This window comes from Streptomyces sp. NPDC057900, from assembly GCF_042887885.1.
In the GTDB taxonomy this organism is placed as follows: domain Bacteria; phylum Actinomycetota; class Actinomycetes; order Streptomycetales; family Streptomycetaceae; genus Streptomyces.
Genome location: NZ_JBHVOI010000018.1, coordinates 56,141 through 74,357, shown reverse-complemented (window position 1 = coordinate 74,357; position 18,217 = coordinate 56,141). Strand labels below are relative to the sequence as shown.

Annotated in this window: 19 protein-coding genes; 5 read left to right on the top strand and 14 right to left on the bottom strand. The window is 72.7% G+C overall.

Annotated features, from left to right (window positions below):
• The first annotated feature begins 387 nt into the window (after window positions 1-387).
• Window positions 388-1,008 carry an SCO3374 family protein gene (locus tag ACFVQ0_RS35250; protein ID WP_390093261.1) on the top strand — a complete coding sequence of 207 codons (621 nt, stop codon included), beginning with the start codon at window positions 388-390 and terminating at the stop codon, window positions 1,006-1,008.
• Here the strand turns inward: ACFVQ0_RS35250 and ACFVQ0_RS35245 are convergent.
• The 10 genes from ACFVQ0_RS35245 to ACFVQ0_RS35200 form a co-directional block, all read right to left on the bottom strand.
• Window positions 987-1,322, bottom strand: coding sequence for an Lsr2 family protein (locus ACFVQ0_RS35245; RefSeq protein WP_390093260.1), 336 nt, complete (start codon window positions 1,320-1,322; stop codon window positions 987-989). The two genes, ACFVQ0_RS35250 and ACFVQ0_RS35245, sit on opposite strands and share 22 nt — an antisense overlap.
• Window positions 1,323-1,466: 144 nt before the next feature.
• Window positions 1,467-2,024 carry an amino-acid N-acetyltransferase gene (locus ACFVQ0_RS35240; RefSeq protein ID WP_311304886.1) on the bottom strand — a complete coding sequence of 186 codons (558 nt, stop codon included), beginning with the start codon at window positions 2,022-2,024 and terminating at the stop codon, window positions 1,467-1,469.
• 9 nt (window positions 2,025-2,033) lie between these two features.
• The gene (locus ACFVQ0_RS35235; protein ID WP_390093259.1) at window positions 2,034-2,471 is read right to left on the bottom strand and encodes a BlaI/MecI/CopY family transcriptional regulator; all 438 of its coding nucleotides are present in this window, start codon (window positions 2,469-2,471) and stop codon (window positions 2,034-2,036) included.
• A gap of 125 nt (window positions 2,472-2,596) precedes the next feature.
• The gene (locus tag ACFVQ0_RS35230) at window positions 2,597-2,776 is read right to left on the bottom strand and encodes a hypothetical protein (RefSeq protein WP_390093258.1); all 180 of its coding nucleotides are present in this window, start codon (window positions 2,774-2,776) and stop codon (window positions 2,597-2,599) included.
• A gap of 43 nt (window positions 2,777-2,819) precedes the next feature.
• On the bottom strand, window positions 2,820-3,395 hold the full coding sequence (locus tag ACFVQ0_RS35225) for a hypothetical protein (RefSeq protein ID WP_390093290.1): 576 nt from the start codon (window positions 3,393-3,395) through the stop codon (window positions 2,820-2,822).
• Window positions 3,396-3,534: 139 nt separating this feature from the next.
• Window positions 3,535-4,332, bottom strand: a complete 798-nt coding sequence (locus ACFVQ0_RS35220) for a type III pantothenate kinase (protein ID WP_024493731.1) — start codon at window positions 4,330-4,332, stop codon at window positions 3,535-3,537.
• On the bottom strand, window positions 4,332-5,366 hold the full coding sequence (gene nadC, locus ACFVQ0_RS35215) for a carboxylating nicotinate-nucleotide diphosphorylase (protein WP_390093257.1): 1,035 nt from the start codon (window positions 5,364-5,366) through the stop codon (window positions 4,332-4,334). The genes ACFVQ0_RS35220 and nadC overlap by 1 nt, the downstream gene beginning before the upstream one ends.
• Window positions 5,367-5,368: 2 nt before the next feature.
• Window positions 5,369-7,105: an L-aspartate oxidase gene (locus tag ACFVQ0_RS35210; protein WP_390093256.1), complete on the bottom strand. Its 1,737-nt coding sequence runs from the start codon at window positions 7,103-7,105 to the stop codon at window positions 5,369-5,371.
• The gene (gene panC / locus ACFVQ0_RS35205; RefSeq protein ID WP_390093255.1) at window positions 7,102-8,127 is read right to left on the bottom strand and encodes a pantoate--beta-alanine ligase; all 1,026 of its coding nucleotides are present in this window, start codon (window positions 8,125-8,127) and stop codon (window positions 7,102-7,104) included. Before panC ends, ACFVQ0_RS35210 begins: the two co-directional genes overlap by 4 nt.
• Window positions 8,124-9,098 carry a Rossmann-like and DUF2520 domain-containing protein gene (locus ACFVQ0_RS35200; RefSeq protein WP_390093254.1) on the bottom strand — a complete coding sequence of 325 codons (975 nt, stop codon included), beginning with the start codon at window positions 9,096-9,098 and terminating at the stop codon, window positions 8,124-8,126. The genes panC and ACFVQ0_RS35200 overlap by 4 nt, the downstream gene beginning before the upstream one ends.
• 211 nt (window positions 9,099-9,309) lie before the next feature.
• Here ACFVQ0_RS35200 and ACFVQ0_RS35195 point away from each other — a divergent pair, with 211 nt between their 5' ends.
• Window positions 9,310-10,542: a threonine aldolase family protein gene (locus tag ACFVQ0_RS35195; RefSeq protein ID WP_390093253.1), complete on the top strand. Its 1,233-nt coding sequence runs from the start codon at window positions 9,310-9,312 to the stop codon at window positions 10,540-10,542.
• A gap of 81 nt (window positions 10,543-10,623) precedes the next feature.
• A complete protein-coding gene (locus tag ACFVQ0_RS35190; RefSeq protein ID WP_390093252.1) occupies window positions 10,624-11,736 on the top strand; it encodes a DUF5937 family protein in 1,113 nt (370 codons plus the stop codon).
• Between the two features lie 18 nt (window positions 11,737-11,754).
• Here the strand turns inward: ACFVQ0_RS35190 and ACFVQ0_RS35185 are convergent, their stop codons facing one another.
• On the bottom strand, window positions 11,755-12,429 hold the full coding sequence (locus ACFVQ0_RS35185; RefSeq protein ID WP_390093251.1) for a response regulator: 675 nt from the start codon (window positions 12,427-12,429) through the stop codon (window positions 11,755-11,757).
• A 75-nt stretch (window positions 12,430-12,504) separates the two neighbouring features.
• Complete coding sequence (locus ACFVQ0_RS35180) at window positions 12,505-13,710, bottom strand: sensor histidine kinase (protein WP_390093250.1); 1,206 nt, start codon at window positions 13,708-13,710, stop codon at window positions 12,505-12,507.
• Between the two features lie 96 nt (window positions 13,711-13,806).
• Between ACFVQ0_RS35180 and ACFVQ0_RS35175 the strand changes: the two genes are divergently transcribed.
• Window positions 13,807-14,811, top strand: a complete 1,005-nt coding sequence (locus tag ACFVQ0_RS35175) for an SAM-dependent methyltransferase (protein WP_390093249.1) — start codon at window positions 13,807-13,809, stop codon at window positions 14,809-14,811.
• Window positions 14,812-14,869: 58 nt separating this feature from the next.
• Window positions 14,870-16,012 (top strand): NADH-quinone oxidoreductase subunit D, encoded by a 1,143-nt coding sequence (locus tag ACFVQ0_RS35170; RefSeq protein ID WP_390093248.1) that lies wholly within the window; start codon window positions 14,870-14,872, stop codon window positions 16,010-16,012.
• Window positions 16,013-16,046: 34 nt separating this feature from the next.
• On the opposite strand, the gene ACFVQ0_RS35165 is transcribed toward ACFVQ0_RS35170, so the two are convergent.
• Both ACFVQ0_RS35165 and ACFVQ0_RS35160 read right to left on the bottom strand, forming a co-directional pair.
• Window positions 16,047-17,117, bottom strand: coding sequence for a hypothetical protein (locus tag ACFVQ0_RS35165; protein ID WP_390093247.1), 1,071 nt, complete (start codon window positions 17,115-17,117; stop codon window positions 16,047-16,049).
• A gap of 102 nt (window positions 17,118-17,219) precedes the next feature.
• Window positions 17,220-18,197 carry an ABC transporter substrate-binding protein gene (locus ACFVQ0_RS35160; protein WP_390093246.1) on the bottom strand — a complete coding sequence of 326 codons (978 nt, stop codon included), beginning with the start codon at window positions 18,195-18,197 and terminating at the stop codon, window positions 17,220-17,222.
• Between the last annotated feature and the right edge of the window lie 20 nt (window positions 18,198-18,217).

The window sequence follows — 18,217 nt, the reverse complement described above, 5'->3', positions numbered from 1 at the left end:
CTTCCGCAGCTTAGTCCCGCAAGCGGGGACCGCTCATTTCAACTGCCGACACCCGGCCCTGCTTCCCGGGGGTTCTCCCGCCCCGAACGCCGACAACTGCTCCAACCCGATGGTGCGAGACGATGTTCCCGCAGGCCAGGCGGATACCCCTATCGCCAGTACGCCGATGGCGAACGTGAGACGTCCGGTGGCCGCGTGTCGCCCCTCCCCACTAGGGATGTCTTACCCGCAATTACAGACAGTCCATGCGGCGTACGCGGGTTCCCTCCGCTACGGGCGAACATCTTCGTACTCCTGAATGCGCCCGTACGCCCCCAACCCGGACACACTACGCGTTCGGTCAAGGACTCTGCGTAACCCGTGACCGGGATCGGGAGTTCTTCCGGCATGGCCCTCACCGTCCCGCCGCCCCGAACTCCGCTGCCCGCCGACCGGGACGGCCGTGCCGGAGGTGAACCGAGGGGCGGTTGGTCCCAGTGGTACGAGCAGCGGCTCGGCTGGGCCACCGCCGGGGTCGCTCCGGTGCGGCTGCTGACCGGGCTGCGGTTCGACGCGCTCGTCGTCCCCGCCGCCGCCGGTCACGCGGCGCTGCGTCGGGTGGGCCGTGCGGGGCCCGTGGCGCTCATGGGTGAGCGGATGAGCCTGCTGGTGGCAGCCGGAAGCGCGGATGAGCTGCCCGGACTGCTCGACTGGCTGGAGTGGGGGCCGGTCTCCCTCGCGCTGACCGCCCTCGGTGCCGGCGGCCGGATCACCGCACCCCCGCCGCCCGGCCGGACGGGCCCGCCTGGGGCCGCTGTCTGGCTGCGACCCCCCTGGTCGCAGCACGGGCAGAACGGGGAACCGGTGCTCCCGACCCTCTCCGGATTCGGGAGCAGGGGTGGGGATGCTCCCGATCTCGTCCGGCTCGTGGACGCCGTGGCGACGGAATGCCACCGGGCCCGCCTGACGCGTGCCCGGAAGAGGCCGGTCTGTGCTGAGCCGGCTGCTCAGCCGTTGGCCTTCTCGTAAGCCTCACGGATGTCCGCGGGAACACGGCCCCGGTCATTCACGTTGTGGCCGTTCTCGCGCGCCCACTTACGGATCTCGGCGGTGTCCTTGTTGCCACCGGGAACCGCGCGGCCCTTGCCACGCCCGGAAGCGGCACGGCCACCGGTACGACGGCCGCCCTTGGCGTAAGGCTCAAGCAGCGAGCGCAGCTTGTCGGCGTTGCTCGTGGTGAGGTCGATCTCGTAGGTCTTGCCATCCAGCGCGAACGTGACGGTCTCGTCCGCCTCGCCGCCGTCGAGGTCGTCAACAAGAAGGACCTGAACCTTCTGTGCCACCGGATTTCCTTTCATCGAAAATGGAGTACGCGGAAAGGAAACCGCTTTTCACCGGAAAACACAAACCCTCGGGAGAGGTTCAGCAGCGCAAGAAGACGGGAAACGTGCGCGATTCGGACATAGAGCTCGGGCTTCTTCCGACGGTCACAGGTGCAGAAGCATCCGACTGTTACCCAAGGTGTTCGGCTTCACTCGTTCGAGACCCAGGAACTCCGCGACTCCCTCGTCATAGGAACGCAGCAGCTCGCTGTAGACATCTCCGTCGACCGGCGTCTCTCCGATCTCCACGAAGCCGTGCTTCGCGAAGAAGTCGACTTCGAAGGTGAGACAGAAAACCCGTCGCACGCCCAGCCAGCGGGCGGTCTGCAACAACTTGTCCAGCACTTGGTGCCCGACTCCGGCTCCCTTGATGCTGTGGTCTACCGCGAGAGTACGGACTTCGGCGAGGTCTTCCCACATCACATGCAGTGCGCCGCAGCCGATGACGCGGGCGTCCTCGTCGCGTTCCGCGATCCAGAACTCCTGGATGTCCTCGTAAAGGGTGACCGTCGCTTTGTCGAGCAGGATGCCTTCACGCACGTAGCCGTCGAGGAGACGCCGGACGGAGTCCACATCGCTCGTCCTGGCGCGCCGGACGGTGATGGGTACGTTTATAACCGACGGTTCGGTCCGGAAATCGGTTTGCGGAAGCTCTGAGGACATACCCCGACGCTATCGTTCGGGCTCCTGCTCCGCTCCATCGGCCGCTTCGACGGCTTCGGCGGCAGACGCCGCGGTGTCCTCGGGAAGAGCGGGCACAACCATCCGCATGGCGTCCCGGAGAGCCTCACGCTGCTCGGCCGACATCATGCCGAAGAACGCGACGAGCGCGGCGGCCGGGTTGTCACTCGTCGACCAGGCTTCGTTCATCAGTGCGGCCGAGTACGCGGCGCGGGTGGAGACCGCCGTATATCGATATGCGCGGCCGTCCACTTCCCGGCGCACCCAGCCCTTCTGATGGAGATTGTCCATTACCGTCATGACGGTGGTGTAGGCGATGGACCGTTCCTGCGAGAGGTCCTCAAGGACTTCCCGCACGGTAACCGGACGGTTCCATTGCCAGACCCGGGTCATCACGGCGTCTTCCAGCTCTCCCAATTGACGGGGCACAGCGTCACCCTAGTGCTAAATGTCTGGAATGGGCGGTTATTCACACAACAAAAGGGCGCACGGCTCTCTGGGAGCCGTACGCCCTTCGTACGGTGCTGTGCGCGACGCGCGGGACCCGGCGGGGGTCAGACCGCTTCGGTCCGCGGGGCCTGGTGGGCCGCTTCCGCCCGGCCGATCGCCGCGTCCACGGCCGCGTCCTCCTTGGCCTTGTTGGGACCGCCCTGGCTCTTGACGATCGTCCGGACCAGACCGATGAAGAAGGCTGCCATCACCACGGGGGGCACGAGCGCGGATACGTAGTCCATGACGTCCAGAGTAGCGAGGCGGGTACGGACCTGCGCGCGCCCCCTACCCCGCGGCGCGCTGCTGCGGCGGGGGCACCGGGCGGCGGCGCGGCGGGAAGACCTCCGAGGGCTTCGGGGCCGGGCGGTCCGACGGCGCCGCCGGGCGCGCCGGGGCCACCGGGACCTTCGGCTTGTCCGGCTCCGCCGCCCGGCCGCCGGGCAGCGCGAGCAGCCGGCTCCGGGGCGCGGGGGCCGTCGCGGACACGGCGCGTCCGGACAGCCTGGCCCGTACAGAGCGCTCCGCGAGCACCTGACAGCGCTCCAGGAGCGCCGCGGCGACCGGTCCGCCGCGCAGGGCGCGCAGCGCGGCCAGATCCTCCGGGCGGGGGTCGTACCCGGCGGCCAGGGCGTCCTGGAGGAGCTCCAGATAGCCGCTGAGGGAGCCGGGGAGGGCGTTTCTGTAGCGGGTCAGGTCGGCGAGGAGGAAGGCGCGCAGCCGTCCCGCCTCGCTCACCGTCTCGTCCACGGAGCCCGCTAGCCGCAGGCAGTCCTGGACATCCTCTTCGGGCAGGGGCGCGGGGTGGAGGGCGATGGCGAGGGCACGTCGGAGCACTCGCAGCTCGTCCGCGCTGAACGCCATACCGCCGCGTGATCCGTAGGGCGTGGGCATGACGCGACAATACGTGCTAAATGGACAAAATCCGTTTAACTGGCCGTGCGGCGGCGCGGCGGCCGGGGAGGCCGCCGCGCCGGAACACCGCCGGTCACGGGTCCGCCGCCTACAGGCGCGACACGTTCCGCTCGTACACCAGGCGCAGGCCGATGAGCGTGAGCCAGGGCTCGTGCTCGTCGATGACGGAGGACTCGCCCAGCACCATCGGGGCGAGGCCGCCCGTCGCGATGACGGTGACGTCGTCCGGGTCGGCCGCCAGTTCCTTCTTCATCCGCCCGACGACGCCGTCGACCTGGCCCGCGAAGCCGTAGATGATGCCCGCCTGCATGGCCTCGACGGTGTTCTTGCCGATCACGCTGCGCGGCCGGGCCAGCTCGATCTTGCGGAGCTGGGCGCCCTTGACGCCGAGCGCCTCGACCGAGATCTCGATGCCGGGCGCGATGACGCCGCCGGTGTACTCGCCCCTGGCGGAGACCGCGTCGAAGGTGGTGGCCGTGCCGAAGTCGACGACGATCGCCGGACCGCCGTACAGATCGACCGCGGCGACCGCGTTGATGATGCGGTCCGCGCCGACCTCCTTCGGGTTGTCCATCAGGATCGGCACGCCGGTCTTGATGCCCGGCTCGACGAGGACGGCGGGGACGTCGCCGTAGTAGCGGCGGGTCACCTCGCGCAGCTCGTGCAGGACGGCCGGGACGGTGGAGCAGATGGCGATGCCCTCGATCCCGTCGCCCAGCTCCATGCCGAGCAGCGGGTGCATGCCCATCAGGCCCTGCAGCAGTACCGCCAGCTCGTCCGCGGTGCGGCGGGCGTCGGTGGAGATCCGCCAGTGCTCGACGATCTCCTCGCCGTCGAACAGGCCGAGCACGGTGTGGGTGTTTCCGACATCGATGGTGAGCAGCATCAGGCGCCGGCCCCGTCGGTCTCGCGGAAGTCCAGGCCGATGTCGAGGATCGGCGCGGAGTGGGTGAGCGCGCCGACGGCCAGGTAGTCCACCCCGGCCTCGGCGTAGGCGCGGGCCGAGTCGAGCGTCAGCCGGCCCGAGGATTCCAGGACCGCGCGGCCGCCCACCAGGGCGACGGCCTCCGCCGTCTCCGTGGGGGTGAAGTTGTCCAGCAGGATCAGATCGGCGCCCGCCTCCAGCACCTCGATCACCTGCTGCATCGTGTCGACCTCGACCTCGATCGCGAGGTCCGGGAACTCGTCCCTGACCCGCTTGAAGGCCTCGGCGACCCCGCCCGCCGCGATGACGTGGTTGTCCTTGACCAGCGCGGCGTCGGACAGCGACATGCGGTGGTTGACCCCGCCGCCGCAGCGCACCGCGTACTTCTCCAGGGCGCGCAGGCCGGGCGTCGTCTTGCGGGTGTCCCTGACCTTGGCCTTGGTGCCTTCCAGGACGTCGGCCCAGGCGCGGGTGGCGGTGGCGATGCCGGAGAGCCGGCAGAGCAGGTTGAGCGCGCCGCGTTCACCCGTGAGCAGGTCGCGGGTGCGGGTGGTGACGGTCAGCAGCTTCTGGCCCGGGACGACACGGTCGCCGTCCAGGACGTGCCGCTCGACCTCGAACGCTGACGTGCAGACGATGGACAGGACGGCCTCGGCCACATGGAGACCGGAGACCACGCCCGCCTCCCGTGCGGTGAAGTCGCCGGTCGCCACGGCGTCCTCCGGGACGGTGGCCACGGTCGTGACGTCCACCCCGCCGTCCAGGTCCTCCGCGATGGCGACGTGCGCGACGTCCTCGACCTGGACCGGGTCGAGACCGGCGTCCGCGAGGAGCTGGGCGAGCGCGGGGTCGAGCCCGCACTCGTCGCCGTAGCCCTCGTCCCCGCCGCAGCCGCAGCCGTCGCCGCAGCCGCCCGCGGCAGGTGCGGGCGCGCCGATCTGGATCAGCGGTACGTCCACGGGTGTGGGGCGCGGATTCTCTTCGGGCGTGCTCACGGTTACGGCTCCTCGGGAGTGGGGTGGGTGGTGCTTGCTGCTGCGCAGTCTGCTGCCCCGGCCGGGTCCACGGGGCCGAACGCCTCGGTATCCGTCGTGCGGAGGGTCAGCTGCCGGTCGGGGGTGAGCCGGACGACGAGGTGGCGGCGCCAGTTCTCGTCGTCGCGCTCGGGCCGGTCCTCGCGCCAGTGGCAGCCGCGGGTCTCCTCGCGCTGCCGGGCGGCGGCGACCAGCACCCGGGAGACCAGGAGCAGGTTGGTGACCTCCCAGGCCTCGACGCCGGGCTCGGCGTCCTTGGGCTCGGCGGACCCGGCCTTCAGGAACGCGCTGCGGTGCAGGTCCTCCAGCTCCTCCGCGGCCCTGGCCAGGCTGTCGGCGGAACGCACGACGCCCGCGCCGCGGGTCATGATGCGCTGGATCGTGCTCCGGGCCTCCGGGGGCAGCAGCGGAGAGGGCGCGGGACCGTTGACGACGGCCTCGGCGCCCGCGCGGGGGCGGTCCGCGACGATGTCCGCCGCGATGCGCTCGGCGAAGACGAGGCCTTCCAGGAGCGAGTTGGACGCCAGCCGGTTGGCGCCGTGCACCCCGGTGCAGGCGACCTCGCCGCAGGCGTACAGGCCGGGCACGGTCGTACGTCCCCGCAGGTCGGTGCGGACGCCGCCGGAGGCGTGGTGCGCGGCGGGGGCGACCGGGATCGGCTCGGTGACCGGGTCGATGCCGTGGGCGCGGCAGGCCGCCAGGATGGTCGGGAAGTGCCGCTCCCACATCTCGGCGCCGAAGTGGCGGGCGTCGAGGTACATGTGCTCCGTGCCGTGCAGCTGCATCTGGCGGGTGATGGCCTTGGCGACGATGTCGCGCGGGGCGAGCTCCGCCAACTCGTGCTGCCCGAGCATGAAGCGGGTGCCGTGCGCGTCGACGAGGTGGGCGCCCTCGCCGCGCACCGCCTCCGAGACCAGGGGCTGCTGGCCCTCCGCGCCGGAGCCGAGGAAGAGCACGGTGGGGTGGAACTGGACGAATTCGAGGTCGGAGACCTCCGCGCCGGCCCGCAGCGCGAGTGCCACGCCGTCGCCGGTGGCGACCGGCGGGTTGGTGGTGGCGGAGAAGACCTGGCCCATGCCGCCGGTGGCGAGGATGACCGCGGGGGCGTGGACCGCGCCGACCCCGTCGTGCTGGCCCTCGCCCATGACGTGCAGGGTGACGCCCGCCGTACGGCCCTCCGCGTCGGTGAGGAGGTCGAGCACGAGGGCGTTCTCGACGGTGTGCAGGGCGGCTTCGCGGACCGCTTCGACCAGGGCGCGGGAGATCTCCGCGCCCGTCGCGTCGCCGCCCGCGTGGGCGATGCGGCGGCGGTGGTGGCCGCCCTCGCGGCCCAGCGCGATGGTGCCGTCGTCCGCGGTGTCGAAGTGGGCGCCGGTGCCGATCAGCCGCCGTACGGCGTCGGGGCCCTCGGTGACGAGGGTGCGGACCGCCGCCGCGTCGCACAGGCCGGCGCCCGCGACCAGGGTGTCGTCCAGGTGCTGTTCCGGGGTGTCGCCCTCCCCCAGCGCGGCCGCGACGCCGCCCTGGGCCCAGCGGGTGGAGCCGTCGTCCAGGCGGGCCTTGGTGACGACGACGGTGGCGAGGCCCGCGGCGGCGCAGCGCAGTGCGGCGGTGAGGCCGGCCACGCCGGAGCCGACCACCACGACATCCGCGTCGATGGACCAGCCGGGGGCGGGGGCGGTCAGCCGTATTCCGGTCACGGGGTGGCTCCGAAGGTCAGCGGGATGTTGTCGATGAGGCGGGTGGCGCCCACCCGGGCGGCGACGGCGAGTACCGCCTCGCCCGATGTGCGGTCGTCGGGGAACTCGGTGAAGTCCGCCGGGTCCACGAGCGCCACGTAGTCCAGCGCGAGCGGGGGCTGTGCGGCCGCCGCGTCCTCCAGGACGGCGCGGGCGGCGGCGCGCACCGCGGCGGGCCCGCCGTCCGGAACGGCTCGGGCGACCGCCTGCGCGTCGGCGGCCAGCCGGGCCTCGCCGAGCCGGTTGAGCCCGGCGGCCCGGTCCTCGTTCGCCCCGCCGGCCAGCGCGCGGGCGTGCAGCGCCTGCTGGGCGGCGAGCCGGTCGCGGGCGGCGAACAGGGCCCGGGACAGGGCGAGGGCGGTGTGCCGCTCGTGCGCGTCCAGGAAACGGTTGCGGCTGGAGAGCGCGAGGCCGTCGGGCTCCCTGGCCGTCTCGACCCCCACGATCTCCACGGGGAAGTTCAGATCGCGCACCATGCGGCGGATCAGCGCCAGCTGCTGGGCGTCCTTCTGCCCGTAGAACGCGAGGTCCGGGCGGGTGAGGTGGAGGAGCTTGGCGACGACGGTGAGCATCCCGTCGAAGTGCCCGGGGCGCGAGGCCCCTTCGAGCCGCTCGCCCATCGGGCCGGCCGCGATCCGGACCTGCGGTTCGCCGCCGGGGTAGACCTCGTCGCCGGACGGCGCGAAGACGACGTCGCCGCCGGCCGCGCCCGCGAGCGCGAGATCGGCTTCGAGGGTGCGGGGGTAGCGGTCGAGGTCGGCCGCCTCCCCGAACTGGAGCGGGTTGACGAAGACGGTGACGACGACCTGACCGGCCGGGCCGACGACCGCGCGTGCGTGCCGGATCAGCGAGGCGTGGCCCTCGTGCAGGGCGCCCATCGTCATCACGACGGCGCGCTCGGGCCGGGGGGCGCCGGGCGCTCCGGGGGCGTACGCGGCCAGTTCCGCGGCGGTGCGGAGCAGGGTGGCGGCGGGCTCGTTCATCGGGGCTCCTCCGGTCCGGTGCCGCTGCCGCGGCCACCGTCGGTGCGGCCGTCGGCGCGGCCGTCCTCGGCCAGGACGCCGAGCAGGTCCTCGGCCAGTTCCGGCTTGAGCATGCCGTGGGCGAGGGCGCGGTCTGCGGTGGCGCGGGCCATCGCGACGTATCCGGCCACCGCCTGCGGGGCGTGGGCGCGCAGCTCGCCGATGTGCGCGGCGACCGTACCGGCGTCGCCCCGGGCGACCGGCCCGGTCAGGGCGGCGTCACCGGAGCGCAGGGCGTTGTCGAGCGCGGCGCCGAGCAGCGGGCCGAGCATCCGGTCGGGGGCGGCGACCCCGGCGGTGCGCAGCAGCTCCATCGACTGGGCGACGAGCGTCACCAGATGGTTCGCGCCGAGGGCGAGGGCGGCGTGGTAGAGCGGACGGGACTCCTCCGCGATCCACTCGGGTTCGCCGCCCATCTCGATGACCAGCGCCTCGGCCGCGAGCCTGAGCTGTTCGGGGGCGGTGACGCCGAAGGAGCAGCCGGCCAGCCGCTGGACGTCCACGGATGTGCCGGTGAACGTCATGGCCGGGTGCAGGGCGAGCGGCAGGGCGCCGGCCCGCAGCGCGGGGTCCAGCACCTTGGTGCCGTACCGCCCGGAGGTGTGCGCGATCAGCTGCCCCGGCCGGACCGCGCCGGTCTCGGCCAGTCCTTCGACGAGGCCGGGCAGGGCGTCGTCGGGGACGGTCAGCAGGACGAGCTCGGCGCGCGCCAGGACTTCGGCGGGCGTCACCAGGGGGACGTCGGGGAGCAGGGCGGCGGCGCGGGCCACCGAGGCGTCGGAGACACCGGAGACGGCGACCGGGCGGTGTCCCGCGAGCCGCAGGGCCGCGGCCAGCGCGGGGCCGACCCGGCCGGCGCCGACGACACCGACGGTGAGACGGGCGGGGCGGTCCCTCGCGTCGAGGGGCTCCTTGGGGGCTGTTGCATTCACGCGGCAGTGGCCTTCCGTTCCAGTCCGCGGGGGGTACCGGACGATTTCTCTGCATGCTACGCCAGCGTTTCGTCCGGCTCCCGGCTGTCCACAGGCTGTGGGAAACCTCGCACCCCGCTCGCGCCCGCGCGGACCCGGACCCGGACCGCTACTCGAACCGGAGCTCGAATACCCCGTGGAGGGGAGCCCGGTTCTGCGTGATGATCGTCCCATGGCAGATACGAACGAACAGGCACGCGACGACGCGGCGGACGGGACGCCGGGCGCGGACGGAGCCCGGGGCGCGGACGACTATCCGCGCGGCCGCCGGATCGCGGCGTGGCAGCGGGCCGAGCGGACCCTGTGGCGGGCCCCGATGGACCGCTCGATCGGTGAGGCACTGGCCGCGCTGGCCGAGGACGCCGACACGCTCACCGACCTCAAGCAGCCCGTGGACATCTACGGGGGCGGCGTGGTCGCCGAGCTGGAGCGGCGGATCGCGGAGGTGCTCGGCAAGGAGGCGGTCGCGTTCTTCCCGACCGGGACGATGGCACAGCAGGCCGCGCTGCGTTCCTGGGCGGGCCGCACCGGCAACCCGACGGTGGCGCTCCACCCGCTCGCCCACCCCGAGATGTACGAGCGGGGCGCGCTGTCCGTGGTGAGCGGGCTGCGCACCGTCCACCCGACGACCGAGCCCAGGCTGCCCACGGCGGACGAGATCCGCGACTTCGAGGAGCCCTTCGGCACCCTGATGCTGGAGCTCCCGCTGCGGGACGCGGGCTTCGTCCTGCCCACCTGGGAGGAGCTGGAGGCGGTGGTGGCGGCCGCGCGCGAACGCGACGCGGTGGTCCACTTCGACGGGGCGCGGCTGTGGGAGTGCGCGACGCACTTCGGGCGGGAGCTGCCGGAGATCGCGGCGCTGGCGGACAGCGTGTACGTGTCGTTCTACAAGACCCTCGGCGGGATCTCGGGGGCCGCGCTCGCCGGTTCCGCCTCGCTGATCGAGGAGGCCCGCGCCTGGCGGCACCGGTACGGCGGCCAGCTCTTCCAGCAGTTCCCGGCGGCGCTCTCCGCCCTGAGCGGCCTGGCGCGGGAACTGCCGCGGCTGCCGTCGTACGTGGCGCAGGCCCGGATGGTGGCCGGGGCGCTGGCCGAGGGGCTCGCGGAGGCCGGTGCCGGCTGGTTCCGGGTGCATCCGGAGCCGCCGCACACCCACCAGTTCCAGGTGTGGCTGCCGCACGCGCCGGAGGTCCTGACCCAGGCGTCGGTGCGGCTGGCGGAGGAGACGGGCACGGCGCTCTTCCGCATGTGGGTGCCGGCCGACGCCGGGCCGCCCGGGATCTCCTTCACCGAGGTCACCGTGACCGAGTCGGGGCTCGGGTGGACGGCGGCGGACGTGAAGACGGCCCTGGGCGGGTTCCTGGAGCGGGTGACCGAGCAGGAGCGGCTCGCCCGGCAGCGCTGAGTCGGGCCGGGTCCCGATTGACGCCGGCCGTCAATCGGGGCCCGGCCCGCCCCGCTCACCCCGCACCATGGAGGGGTGAGCGTGACCATCGACATCACGGGGCTGGACCCCGGACGCATCGTCTTCGAGACCTCCCCCCTCGCGGAGCTGGGGCTCGCCCTGCACGCGCTGTCGGAGCCGGGCCACCACCCGGGGCTGCACGGCTGGGCGACGGCCACCACGACAGCCCTGGAGCCGGACCTCGCGGACCGGCTGCACGAGGCGGAGTTCCTGTGGCGGCACACCTTCTCGGACGTCTTCATGCCGTTCGCCGGGGTGCGCGGCGGCGACGGCAGGACGGGCGCCGCCCTCGCGGACGACCTGGACATCCTGGACCGGCTGGACGACGAGCGCTTCGTCGCCGCGGCCCTGGAATTCACCTGCGCCGCCCAGTACGGCACCGGCGCCCCCTCGCCGCTGGTCGACGCCGGGATGCGCGCCCGCGCCCTGGACATGGCGGCGACGCGCGGCCCGCAGCAGGTGGAGTTCACCCAGCGGCTGCTGACCGACCCCGCCTCCGTACGCCGCTGGGTGCGGCGCCTCTTCGAGGACTGCGACGAGGCGTTCTTCGCGGACACCTGGCGGCGGACCCGGGTCCAGCTGGTGGCCGACGCCCGGCACAAGACGGATCTGCTGCGCCGCAAGGGAATCGGTGAGGCGATGGGCGCGGTGTCCACCGCGGTGTCACTGGACGCGTCCGGGGACCGGATCAGCGTCGACAAGCTGACCGAGGGCGCGACCGACGCCACCGATCCGGCCGTCGGACCCGGGCTCACCCTGATCCCGACCAGCCTCGGCTGGCCGCACCTGACGGTGCTGCACGCGCCCGGCTGGCGCCCGGTGATCCACTACCCGGTGCACCGGCCGGAACTGCCCTCGCCCGCCTCCGTCGAGCTGCTCCAGCTCAGGATGGAGGCGCTGGCCAACCCGATGCGGATGCGGCTGTGCCGCAACATCGCCCGCTCCCCGTACACGACCGGGGAGCTCGCGGACACGAACGGCATCACCTCCCCCGAGGTCTCCCGCCACCTCACGGTGCTCAAGAAGGCCGGTCTGATCACGACCCGGCGGCGCGGCCGGTACGTCCTGCACCAGCTGGACCTGACGGTGGTGGCGCGGCTCGGCAGCGACTTCCTGGAGGGCATCCTGCGCTGAGCGCCACGCGGCAGCGGGTCAGCGGCCGCCGCCGCCGGCGCGCACCAGACCGGTCTCGTAGGCGAGGACGACGACCTGCACCCGGTCGCGCAGGCCGAGCTTGGTCAGGATGCGGCCGACGTGCGTCTTCACGGTGGCCTCGGAGAGCACCAGCCGCGCGGCGATCTCGCCGTTCGACAGTCCCTGCGCCACCAGCAGCATCACCTCGCGCTCCCGTTCGGTGAGCTTGGCGATGTCCTTGTGACGCGGCTCCGCCGTACCGCTCGGCAGCATCGGCGAGAAGCGGTCGAGCAGCCGGCGGGTGGTGGACGGGGCGACGACCGCGTCACCGCTGTGCACGGAACGGATCGCGGCGAGCAGTTCGCCCGGCGGCACGTCCTTGAGCATGAAGCCGCTGGCCCCGGCCTTCAGCCCGGAGAACGCGTACTCGTCGAGGTCGAAGGTCGTCAGGATGAGCACCTTGGGCGCGCCCGGCTCCGCGCAGATCCGGCGGGTGGCCTCGACGCCGTCCAGCCTCGGCATCCGCACGTCCATCAGCACCACGTCGACAGCGGTGGCCCGGAGGATCTCGATCGCCTCCGCGCCGTCGCCGGCCTCCGCGACGACCTCCATGTCCGGCTGCGCGGCCAGCACCATCCGGAAGCCGGTGCGCAGCAGCATCTGGTCGTCGACGAGCATCACGCGGATCGCCATGGGGGTCACTGTCTCCTGTTTCGTCCTGCGGTCGGTCCTCGGTCGGTCTCCCACGCGGGGGGGGCGTGGGGCGGGTCAGTTGGCCGGCTTGAGCGGCAGCAGCGCGCTGATCCGGAATCCGCCGCCGGGGCGCGGTCCGGCGTCCAGCGTGCCGCCGACCATGCCGACCCGCTCGCGCATGCCGATCATCCCGTGGCCCGCGCCGTCGGCCCCGCCGTCCTCGTACAGCTCGTGCGCGGCCCCCCGGCCGTCGTCCTCCACCAGCAGGCCGAGCCCGTCGTCGAAGTAGACCAGCCGCACGCTGGCCCCGGCGTTCGGACCGCCGTGCTTGCGGGTGTTGGTCAGCGCCTCCTGCACGATGCGGTACGCGGTCAGCTCGACGCCGCTGGGCAGCGGGCGCGGGGTGCCCTCGATCTTGAAGTCGACGGCCAGACCGGACTGGACGACCTGGTCGACCAGGTCCTCGATCTGCTGGACGTCGGGCTGCGGGACGTACTCCCCGCTCTCCGGCACGTCACCGGTGCGCAGCACGCCGAGCAGCCGCCGCATCTCCGCGAGTGCCTGCCTGCCGGTGCTGGAGATGGTCTCCAGCGCCTGCCGGGCCTGGTCGGGTGCCGTGTCCATCACATAGGCGGCGCCGTCGGCCTGCACCACCATCACCGAGACGTTGTGCGCGACGACGTCGTGGAGCTCGCGGGCGATACGGGCCCGCTCGGCGGCCACCGCGACCTTCGACTGCGCCTCGCGCTCCCGCTCCAGCCGGGCGGCGCGCTCCTCCAGCTGGTCGAAGTAGGCCCGCCGGGTCCGCATCGAGTCACCCAGCACCCAGGCCAGCACGAACGGCACCGTCATCACGATGACGATGAACAGCTTCTGCGCCCAGCTGCCCGGATCCTGGTTCGGCCAGCGGAGCTGGGAGAGCCCCGCCGCACAGAGACTGCACGTCAGCGCGAGCCGGGAGGCCCAGCGCTCGCCGACCGTGGCCACCGTGAACGTGATCACCAGCATGGCGAAGTTCGCCGTGGTCGGTCTGACCCCGAAGATCAGCTGGGCGACGCCCATCGCGATCGCGAGCAGCAGCATCTTCTCCGGCGCGCGGCGGCGCAGTGCGACGACGACGCTGAGACCGACGACGACCGGCACCACGGCGAAGCGTTCACCGCCTCCGCGCCCGGCGCCGCCCGCCACAATGGTCATGCCGGAGAGCCCGAGAAGGAAGACAGCCCAGAAGCCGTCGACGCCCGTCGGGTGTCTGCGGATGAAATCGTAGAGGCGCTGCACGTAACCCAGCGTAGGGACAGCCGACAGGTGGGTGGGTCAGCCAAAGGGCCGATCCGGGTCCGGAGACCGTACTCCCCAAGGTGGAGACTTGGATATGTGACGGATGAGTGGCGCGGGTGGCAGGAGGCGGCCGAGACCGCTTTGTACGGGGACGGGGGGTTCTACCGGAGCCCCGAAGGGCCGGCGGGTCATTTCCGTACCTCGGTGCACGCTTCCGCGCTGTTCGCCTCGGCCGTCGCCCGGCTGCTGCTCAGGACGGCGGACGAGCTCGGGACCGGTTCGGTGGACCTGGTGGACCTGGGGGCGGGGCGCGGAGAGCTGTTGACGGGGGTGCTGGCCGCGCTCCCGGAGCAGGGCGGCGGGGACCTCACGGTACGGGCCTACGCCGTGGAGCTGGCCGCGCGCCCCGACGGTCTGGACCCTCGGGTGGAGTGGCGCGCCGAGCCCCCGCGGGGCGTGCGCGGGCTGCTGTTCGCCAACGAGTGGCTGGACAACGTGGTGACGCCGGTGGCCGAGACCGATCGGGACGGCGTCCGCCGCTACGTCCTGGTCCGCCCCTCGGACGGTACGGAGCGGCTGGGCGATCCGGTGAGCGGGGCCGACGCCCGGTGGCTGGAGGACTGGTGGCCGCCGGCCGGACCGGGCAGCCGGGCGGAGATCGGCCGCCCGCGCGACGAGGCGTGGGCGCGTGCGGTGGCCACCGTGAGCGCCGGGCTCGCGGTGGCGGTGGACTACAGCCACGTACGGGAGGCCCGGCCGCGCCTCGGCACGCTGACCGGCTTCCGGGCGGGGCGCGAGGTGCGACCGGTGCCGGACGGCAGCTGCGACCTCACCTCGCACGTGGCGCTGGACGCGTGCGCGGCGGCGGGCGGCCGGGGCGCGGAGATCCGCACCCAGCGCGAGGCGCTGCGGGAGCTGGGCATCAGCGGTGAACGCCCGCCGCTGTCCCTGGCGTCGAGCGACCCGGCCGGCTACGTGCGCGCGCTGGCCGCCGCGGGCGAGGCGGCGGAGCTGACGGCACGGGGCGGCCTGGGCGACTTCGGCTGGCTGACGCAACGGGTGCGGCCGGACCCGGGCACACCCAGCCCCGCCGGCGGTTGAGGCGCGGGGCCCGGGGGCAGCGCCCCCGGGAGGCCGGCCCGCAGGCAATACTGGCCCCATGACGGAGACGACAGTCGGCATCGGCGGCGCGGCGGAAAGCACCGACATGGTGCTCAACATCGGCCCGCAGCACCCCTCCACGCACGGCGTGCTCCGACTGCGGATCGTCCTGGACGGCGAACGCATCCAGCACGCGGAACCGGTCATCGGCTACATGCACCGGGGCGCGGAGAAGCTCTTCGAGGCCCGTGACTACCGGCAGATCGTGATGCTCGCCAACCGCCACGACTGGCTGTCGGCGTTCTCCAACGAGCTGGGCGTCGTGATGGCCGTCGAGCGGATGCTCGGCATGGAGGTCCCGGAGCGCGCGGTCTGGACCCGCACCCTGCTGGCCGAGCTGAACCGGGTCCTCAACCACCTGATGTTCCTCGGCTCCTACCCGCTCGAACTCGGCGGGATCACCCCGGTGTTCTACGCGTTCCGGGAGCGCGAGGAGCTCCAGGCCGTGATGGAGGAGGTCTCCGGCGGCCGGATGCACTACATGTTCAACCGGGTCGGCGGCCTCAAGGAGGACCTCCCGGCGGGCTGGCTCGGCCGGGCCAGGGACGCGATCGCCTCCGTCAGGTCCCGGATGGACGTCTACGACAAACTGGTGCTCGGCAACGAGATCTTCCGGGGCCGTACCCGTGGGGTCGGCGTGCTGTCGGCCGGGGCGGTGCACGCGTACGGGGTGTCCGGGCCGATCGCCCGCGCCTCCGGCGTCGATTTCGATCTGCGGCGGGACGAGCCGTATCTCGCGTACGGGGAGCTCCAGGACACCCTGAAGGTCGTCACCCGCACCGAGGGCGACTGCCTGGCCCGGTTCGAATGTCTGCTGGACCAGACGCACAACGCCCTGGACCTGGCGGACGCCTGCCTGGACCGGATGGCGGACCTGGCACCCGGCCCGATCAACCAGCGGCTGCCCAAGGTGCTCAAGGCCCCCGAGGGCCACACCTACGCCTGGACCGAGAACCCGCTCGGCGTCAACGGCTACTACCTGGTGTCCAAGGGCGAGAAGACCCCGTACCGGCTGAAGCTCCGCTCGGCGTCGTTCAACAACATCCAGGCGCTCACCGAGCTGCTGCCCGGCACGCTCGTCGCCGACATGGTGGCGATTCTCGGTTCGCTGTTCTTCGTCGTCGGGGACATCGACAAGTAGCCCGGCCCGCGCGGCGGGAGGCCTGCCCCCGCCGCTACGAGATCGCGCTGCGCAGCTCCGCCACGTCCAGCTGCTCGGTCTCGTCGTGCGCGGTCAGGTCGATGACCTTGCCGACGGCCCGGTTCTCGGCCGCGCCGGTGCGGTGCGCGGCGAGCGCCTCCTCACCCACCACGTCGGCGAGGTCCTCGTTCTGCACGGACTCGATCGCGGCGTGCGCCTTCTGCGTACCGAAGAAGTCGAAGCTGCCCTGCGGGACGAGGTGACGGCGGGCCGCCGCGTACGGGACGACCGCGGCGGCGGCCGGGACGGCACGCCGCTCCGGCAGCACCTGGGACGGCGGTCGCTGGGACGGCGTCGGCTGGGACGGCAGTGCCTGGGGCGCCGGTTCCTGCGGCGCCAGCGCCTGGGACGGCCGGGGCGGTACGGGCAGGGCGGCCGCGGGGCGGCGGTGCTGCTCGTCGTCCGTCGGGGCGCCGGTGAGCGCGTGCCTGCCCTGCCGCGCCTCCGCCTCCCGGGCGCGCTCCGCGGCGCGCCGGGCCTCTTGGAGCGCGCGGTTGCGGGAGAGGTCCTCCAGCGCCTGGGCGGCGCGGAGATAGCCGGCCGGGGTCGGGGTGCTGCGCGCGGCGGGCAGTTCGCGGGGCGGCGGCGCGGCCGCCTCCAGGGCGAGCTGCCGACGGCTCTCCAGCACGCTGGCGCGCTCGGTCTCGGCGTTGGCGTACCGGCGCAGCAGCGCGGCGTGCTCGCCCCGGAGCCCGGCCAGCTCGACGCGCTTGCGGCGCAGCTTCGTCTCCAGCCGGGCGCGCAGCTCGCGCGACTCGTCGAGGTCGGCCTCGATCTCCGCGATGCGTTCCTCTGCCCGCCACTCGTCGCCCGCGCGGGCGCGCGTCAGCTCGGCGACGCGGCGGCCCGCCTCCCGGTCCCAGCTGCGCATCAGATACGCGCCGGTGAGGGCGGCGGCCGCGCAGGCGGCGACCAGGGCGCGCAGGACCAGGGGCTCGGCGAGCAGCCAGGCTCCCGCGGCACAGAGGACCGAGGCTCCGGCCACGACCGAAGGCGGAAGGATTCTGTGCAGAGGTGGCGAATGACGATGGCGTCCACGTGGCATGGCCTGAAATTTACCGTGCATACGGCCTGCTTGGGGGGCCGCCCGGCAATCTGTTCCCCGCCGGTTACCTGACGGCCCCCGAAACACCCTCCCGGGGCTCGCCTACTTCTTGATCAGACCTTTGGACTGGAGGTATTCCTTGGCCGCGTCCTCGGGCTTGGCGCGCTCCGCGTCGACCTTGCGGTTCAGTTCCGCCAGGTCCTCTGTGGTGAGTGCGTCGGTGAGCTTGCCGAGCGCGCCGGCGATGTCCGCGCCGCCCGCGTCCTTGGCATTGACGACCGGAAGTACGTTGTCCGCGTTCTGCAGCTTCTTGTCGTCCTCCAGGAAAACCAGGCCGTAGCTGTCCAGCACCGCGTCCGTGGTGGTGGACAGGACCAGCTGGTCCTTGCCGTCCTTGACCGCCTGCTTGGACTGCGGGGTGCCCACTCCCTTGGGGTCGATGCCGGTCACATCGATGCCGTACGTCTTCTTCAGACCGGGTGCGCAGAACGCCCGCACCTCGCACTCGTCACCGGCCGCGATCTTCACCTCGACCTTGGAGGCGCCGAGATCGGAAAGGGTCTTCAGCTTGTTCTTCGCGGCGAATTCCTTGGTGACCGCGAAGGCGTTCTGGTCGACCGCCTTGCCGGGCGGCAGCACCTTGAGTCCGCGCGGGGTCGCGAGCTTCTCCAGGGCGGCGACGGTGGCGTCGGTGTCACCGGAGGCGAGGGGCTTCTCCTCGGCCGCCTTCGCCCCGTTCACCTTGGCGTTGAGGAATTCGGTGATGGTCGCCGCGTATTCGGGTACGACGTCGATCTCGCCCTTCTCCAGGGAGGGTTCGTACAGTTCGCGGTTCTTCACCGTGGTGACCGAGGTGCTGTATCCGGCGTCGGCCAGGATCTGCGCGTACAGCTCCGCGAGCACCTTGGACTCGGTGAAGGCGGCGGCGCCGATGACGAGCGAGCCCTTCTTCCCGGAGCCGTCGCCACCGGCCGGGGCACCCTTGTCCTTCTCCAGGCTGTCACCGCCGCAGGCGGCGAGCGAGCCCGCCAGCGCGACCATGCCGATGACCGCGCCGACTATGCGCGAGGTCTTGCTCATGTTGGTTCTCCGTCCACGGC

What these genes read in the sequence shown, in the direction of transcription:
- ACFVQ0_RS35250 (WP_390093261.1), top strand. Translation starts at nt 388, where the DNA reads ATGGCCCTCACCGTCCCGCCGCCCCGAACTCCGCTGCCCGCCGACCGG.
- ACFVQ0_RS35240 (WP_311304886.1), bottom strand. Translation starts at nt 2,024, where the DNA reads ATGTCCTCAGAGCTTCCGCAAACCGATTTCCGGACCGAACCGTCGGTT.
- ACFVQ0_RS35230 (WP_390093258.1), bottom strand. Translation starts at nt 2,776, where the DNA reads ATGGACTACGTATCCGCGCTCGTGCCCCCCGTGGTGATGGCAGCCTTC.
- ACFVQ0_RS35225 (WP_390093290.1), bottom strand. Translation starts at nt 3,395, where the DNA reads ATGGCGTTCAGCGCGGACGAGCTGCGAGTGCTCCGACGTGCCCTCGCC.
- ACFVQ0_RS35220 (WP_024493731.1), bottom strand. Translation starts at nt 4,332, where the DNA reads ATGCTGCTCACCATCGATGTCGGAAACACCCACACCGTGCTCGGCCTG.
- panC (WP_390093255.1), bottom strand. Translation starts at nt 8,127, where the DNA reads ATGAACGAGCCCGCCGCCACCCTGCTCCGCACCGCCGCGGAACTGGCC.
- ACFVQ0_RS35195 (WP_390093253.1), top strand. Translation starts at nt 9,310, where the DNA reads ATGGCAGATACGAACGAACAGGCACGCGACGACGCGGCGGACGGGACG.
- ACFVQ0_RS35185 (WP_390093251.1), bottom strand. Translation starts at nt 12,429, where the DNA reads ATGGCGATCCGCGTGATGCTCGTCGACGACCAGATGCTGCTGCGCACC.
- ACFVQ0_RS35170 (WP_390093248.1), top strand. Translation starts at nt 14,870, where the DNA reads ATGACGGAGACGACAGTCGGCATCGGCGGCGCGGCGGAAAGCACCGAC.
- ACFVQ0_RS35165 (WP_390093247.1), bottom strand. Translation starts at nt 17,117, where the DNA reads ATGCCACGTGGACGCCATCGTCATTCGCCACCTCTGCACAGAATCCTT.
- ACFVQ0_RS35160 (WP_390093246.1), bottom strand. Translation starts at nt 18,197, where the DNA reads ATGAGCAAGACCTCGCGCATAGTCGGCGCGGTCATCGGCATGGTCGCG.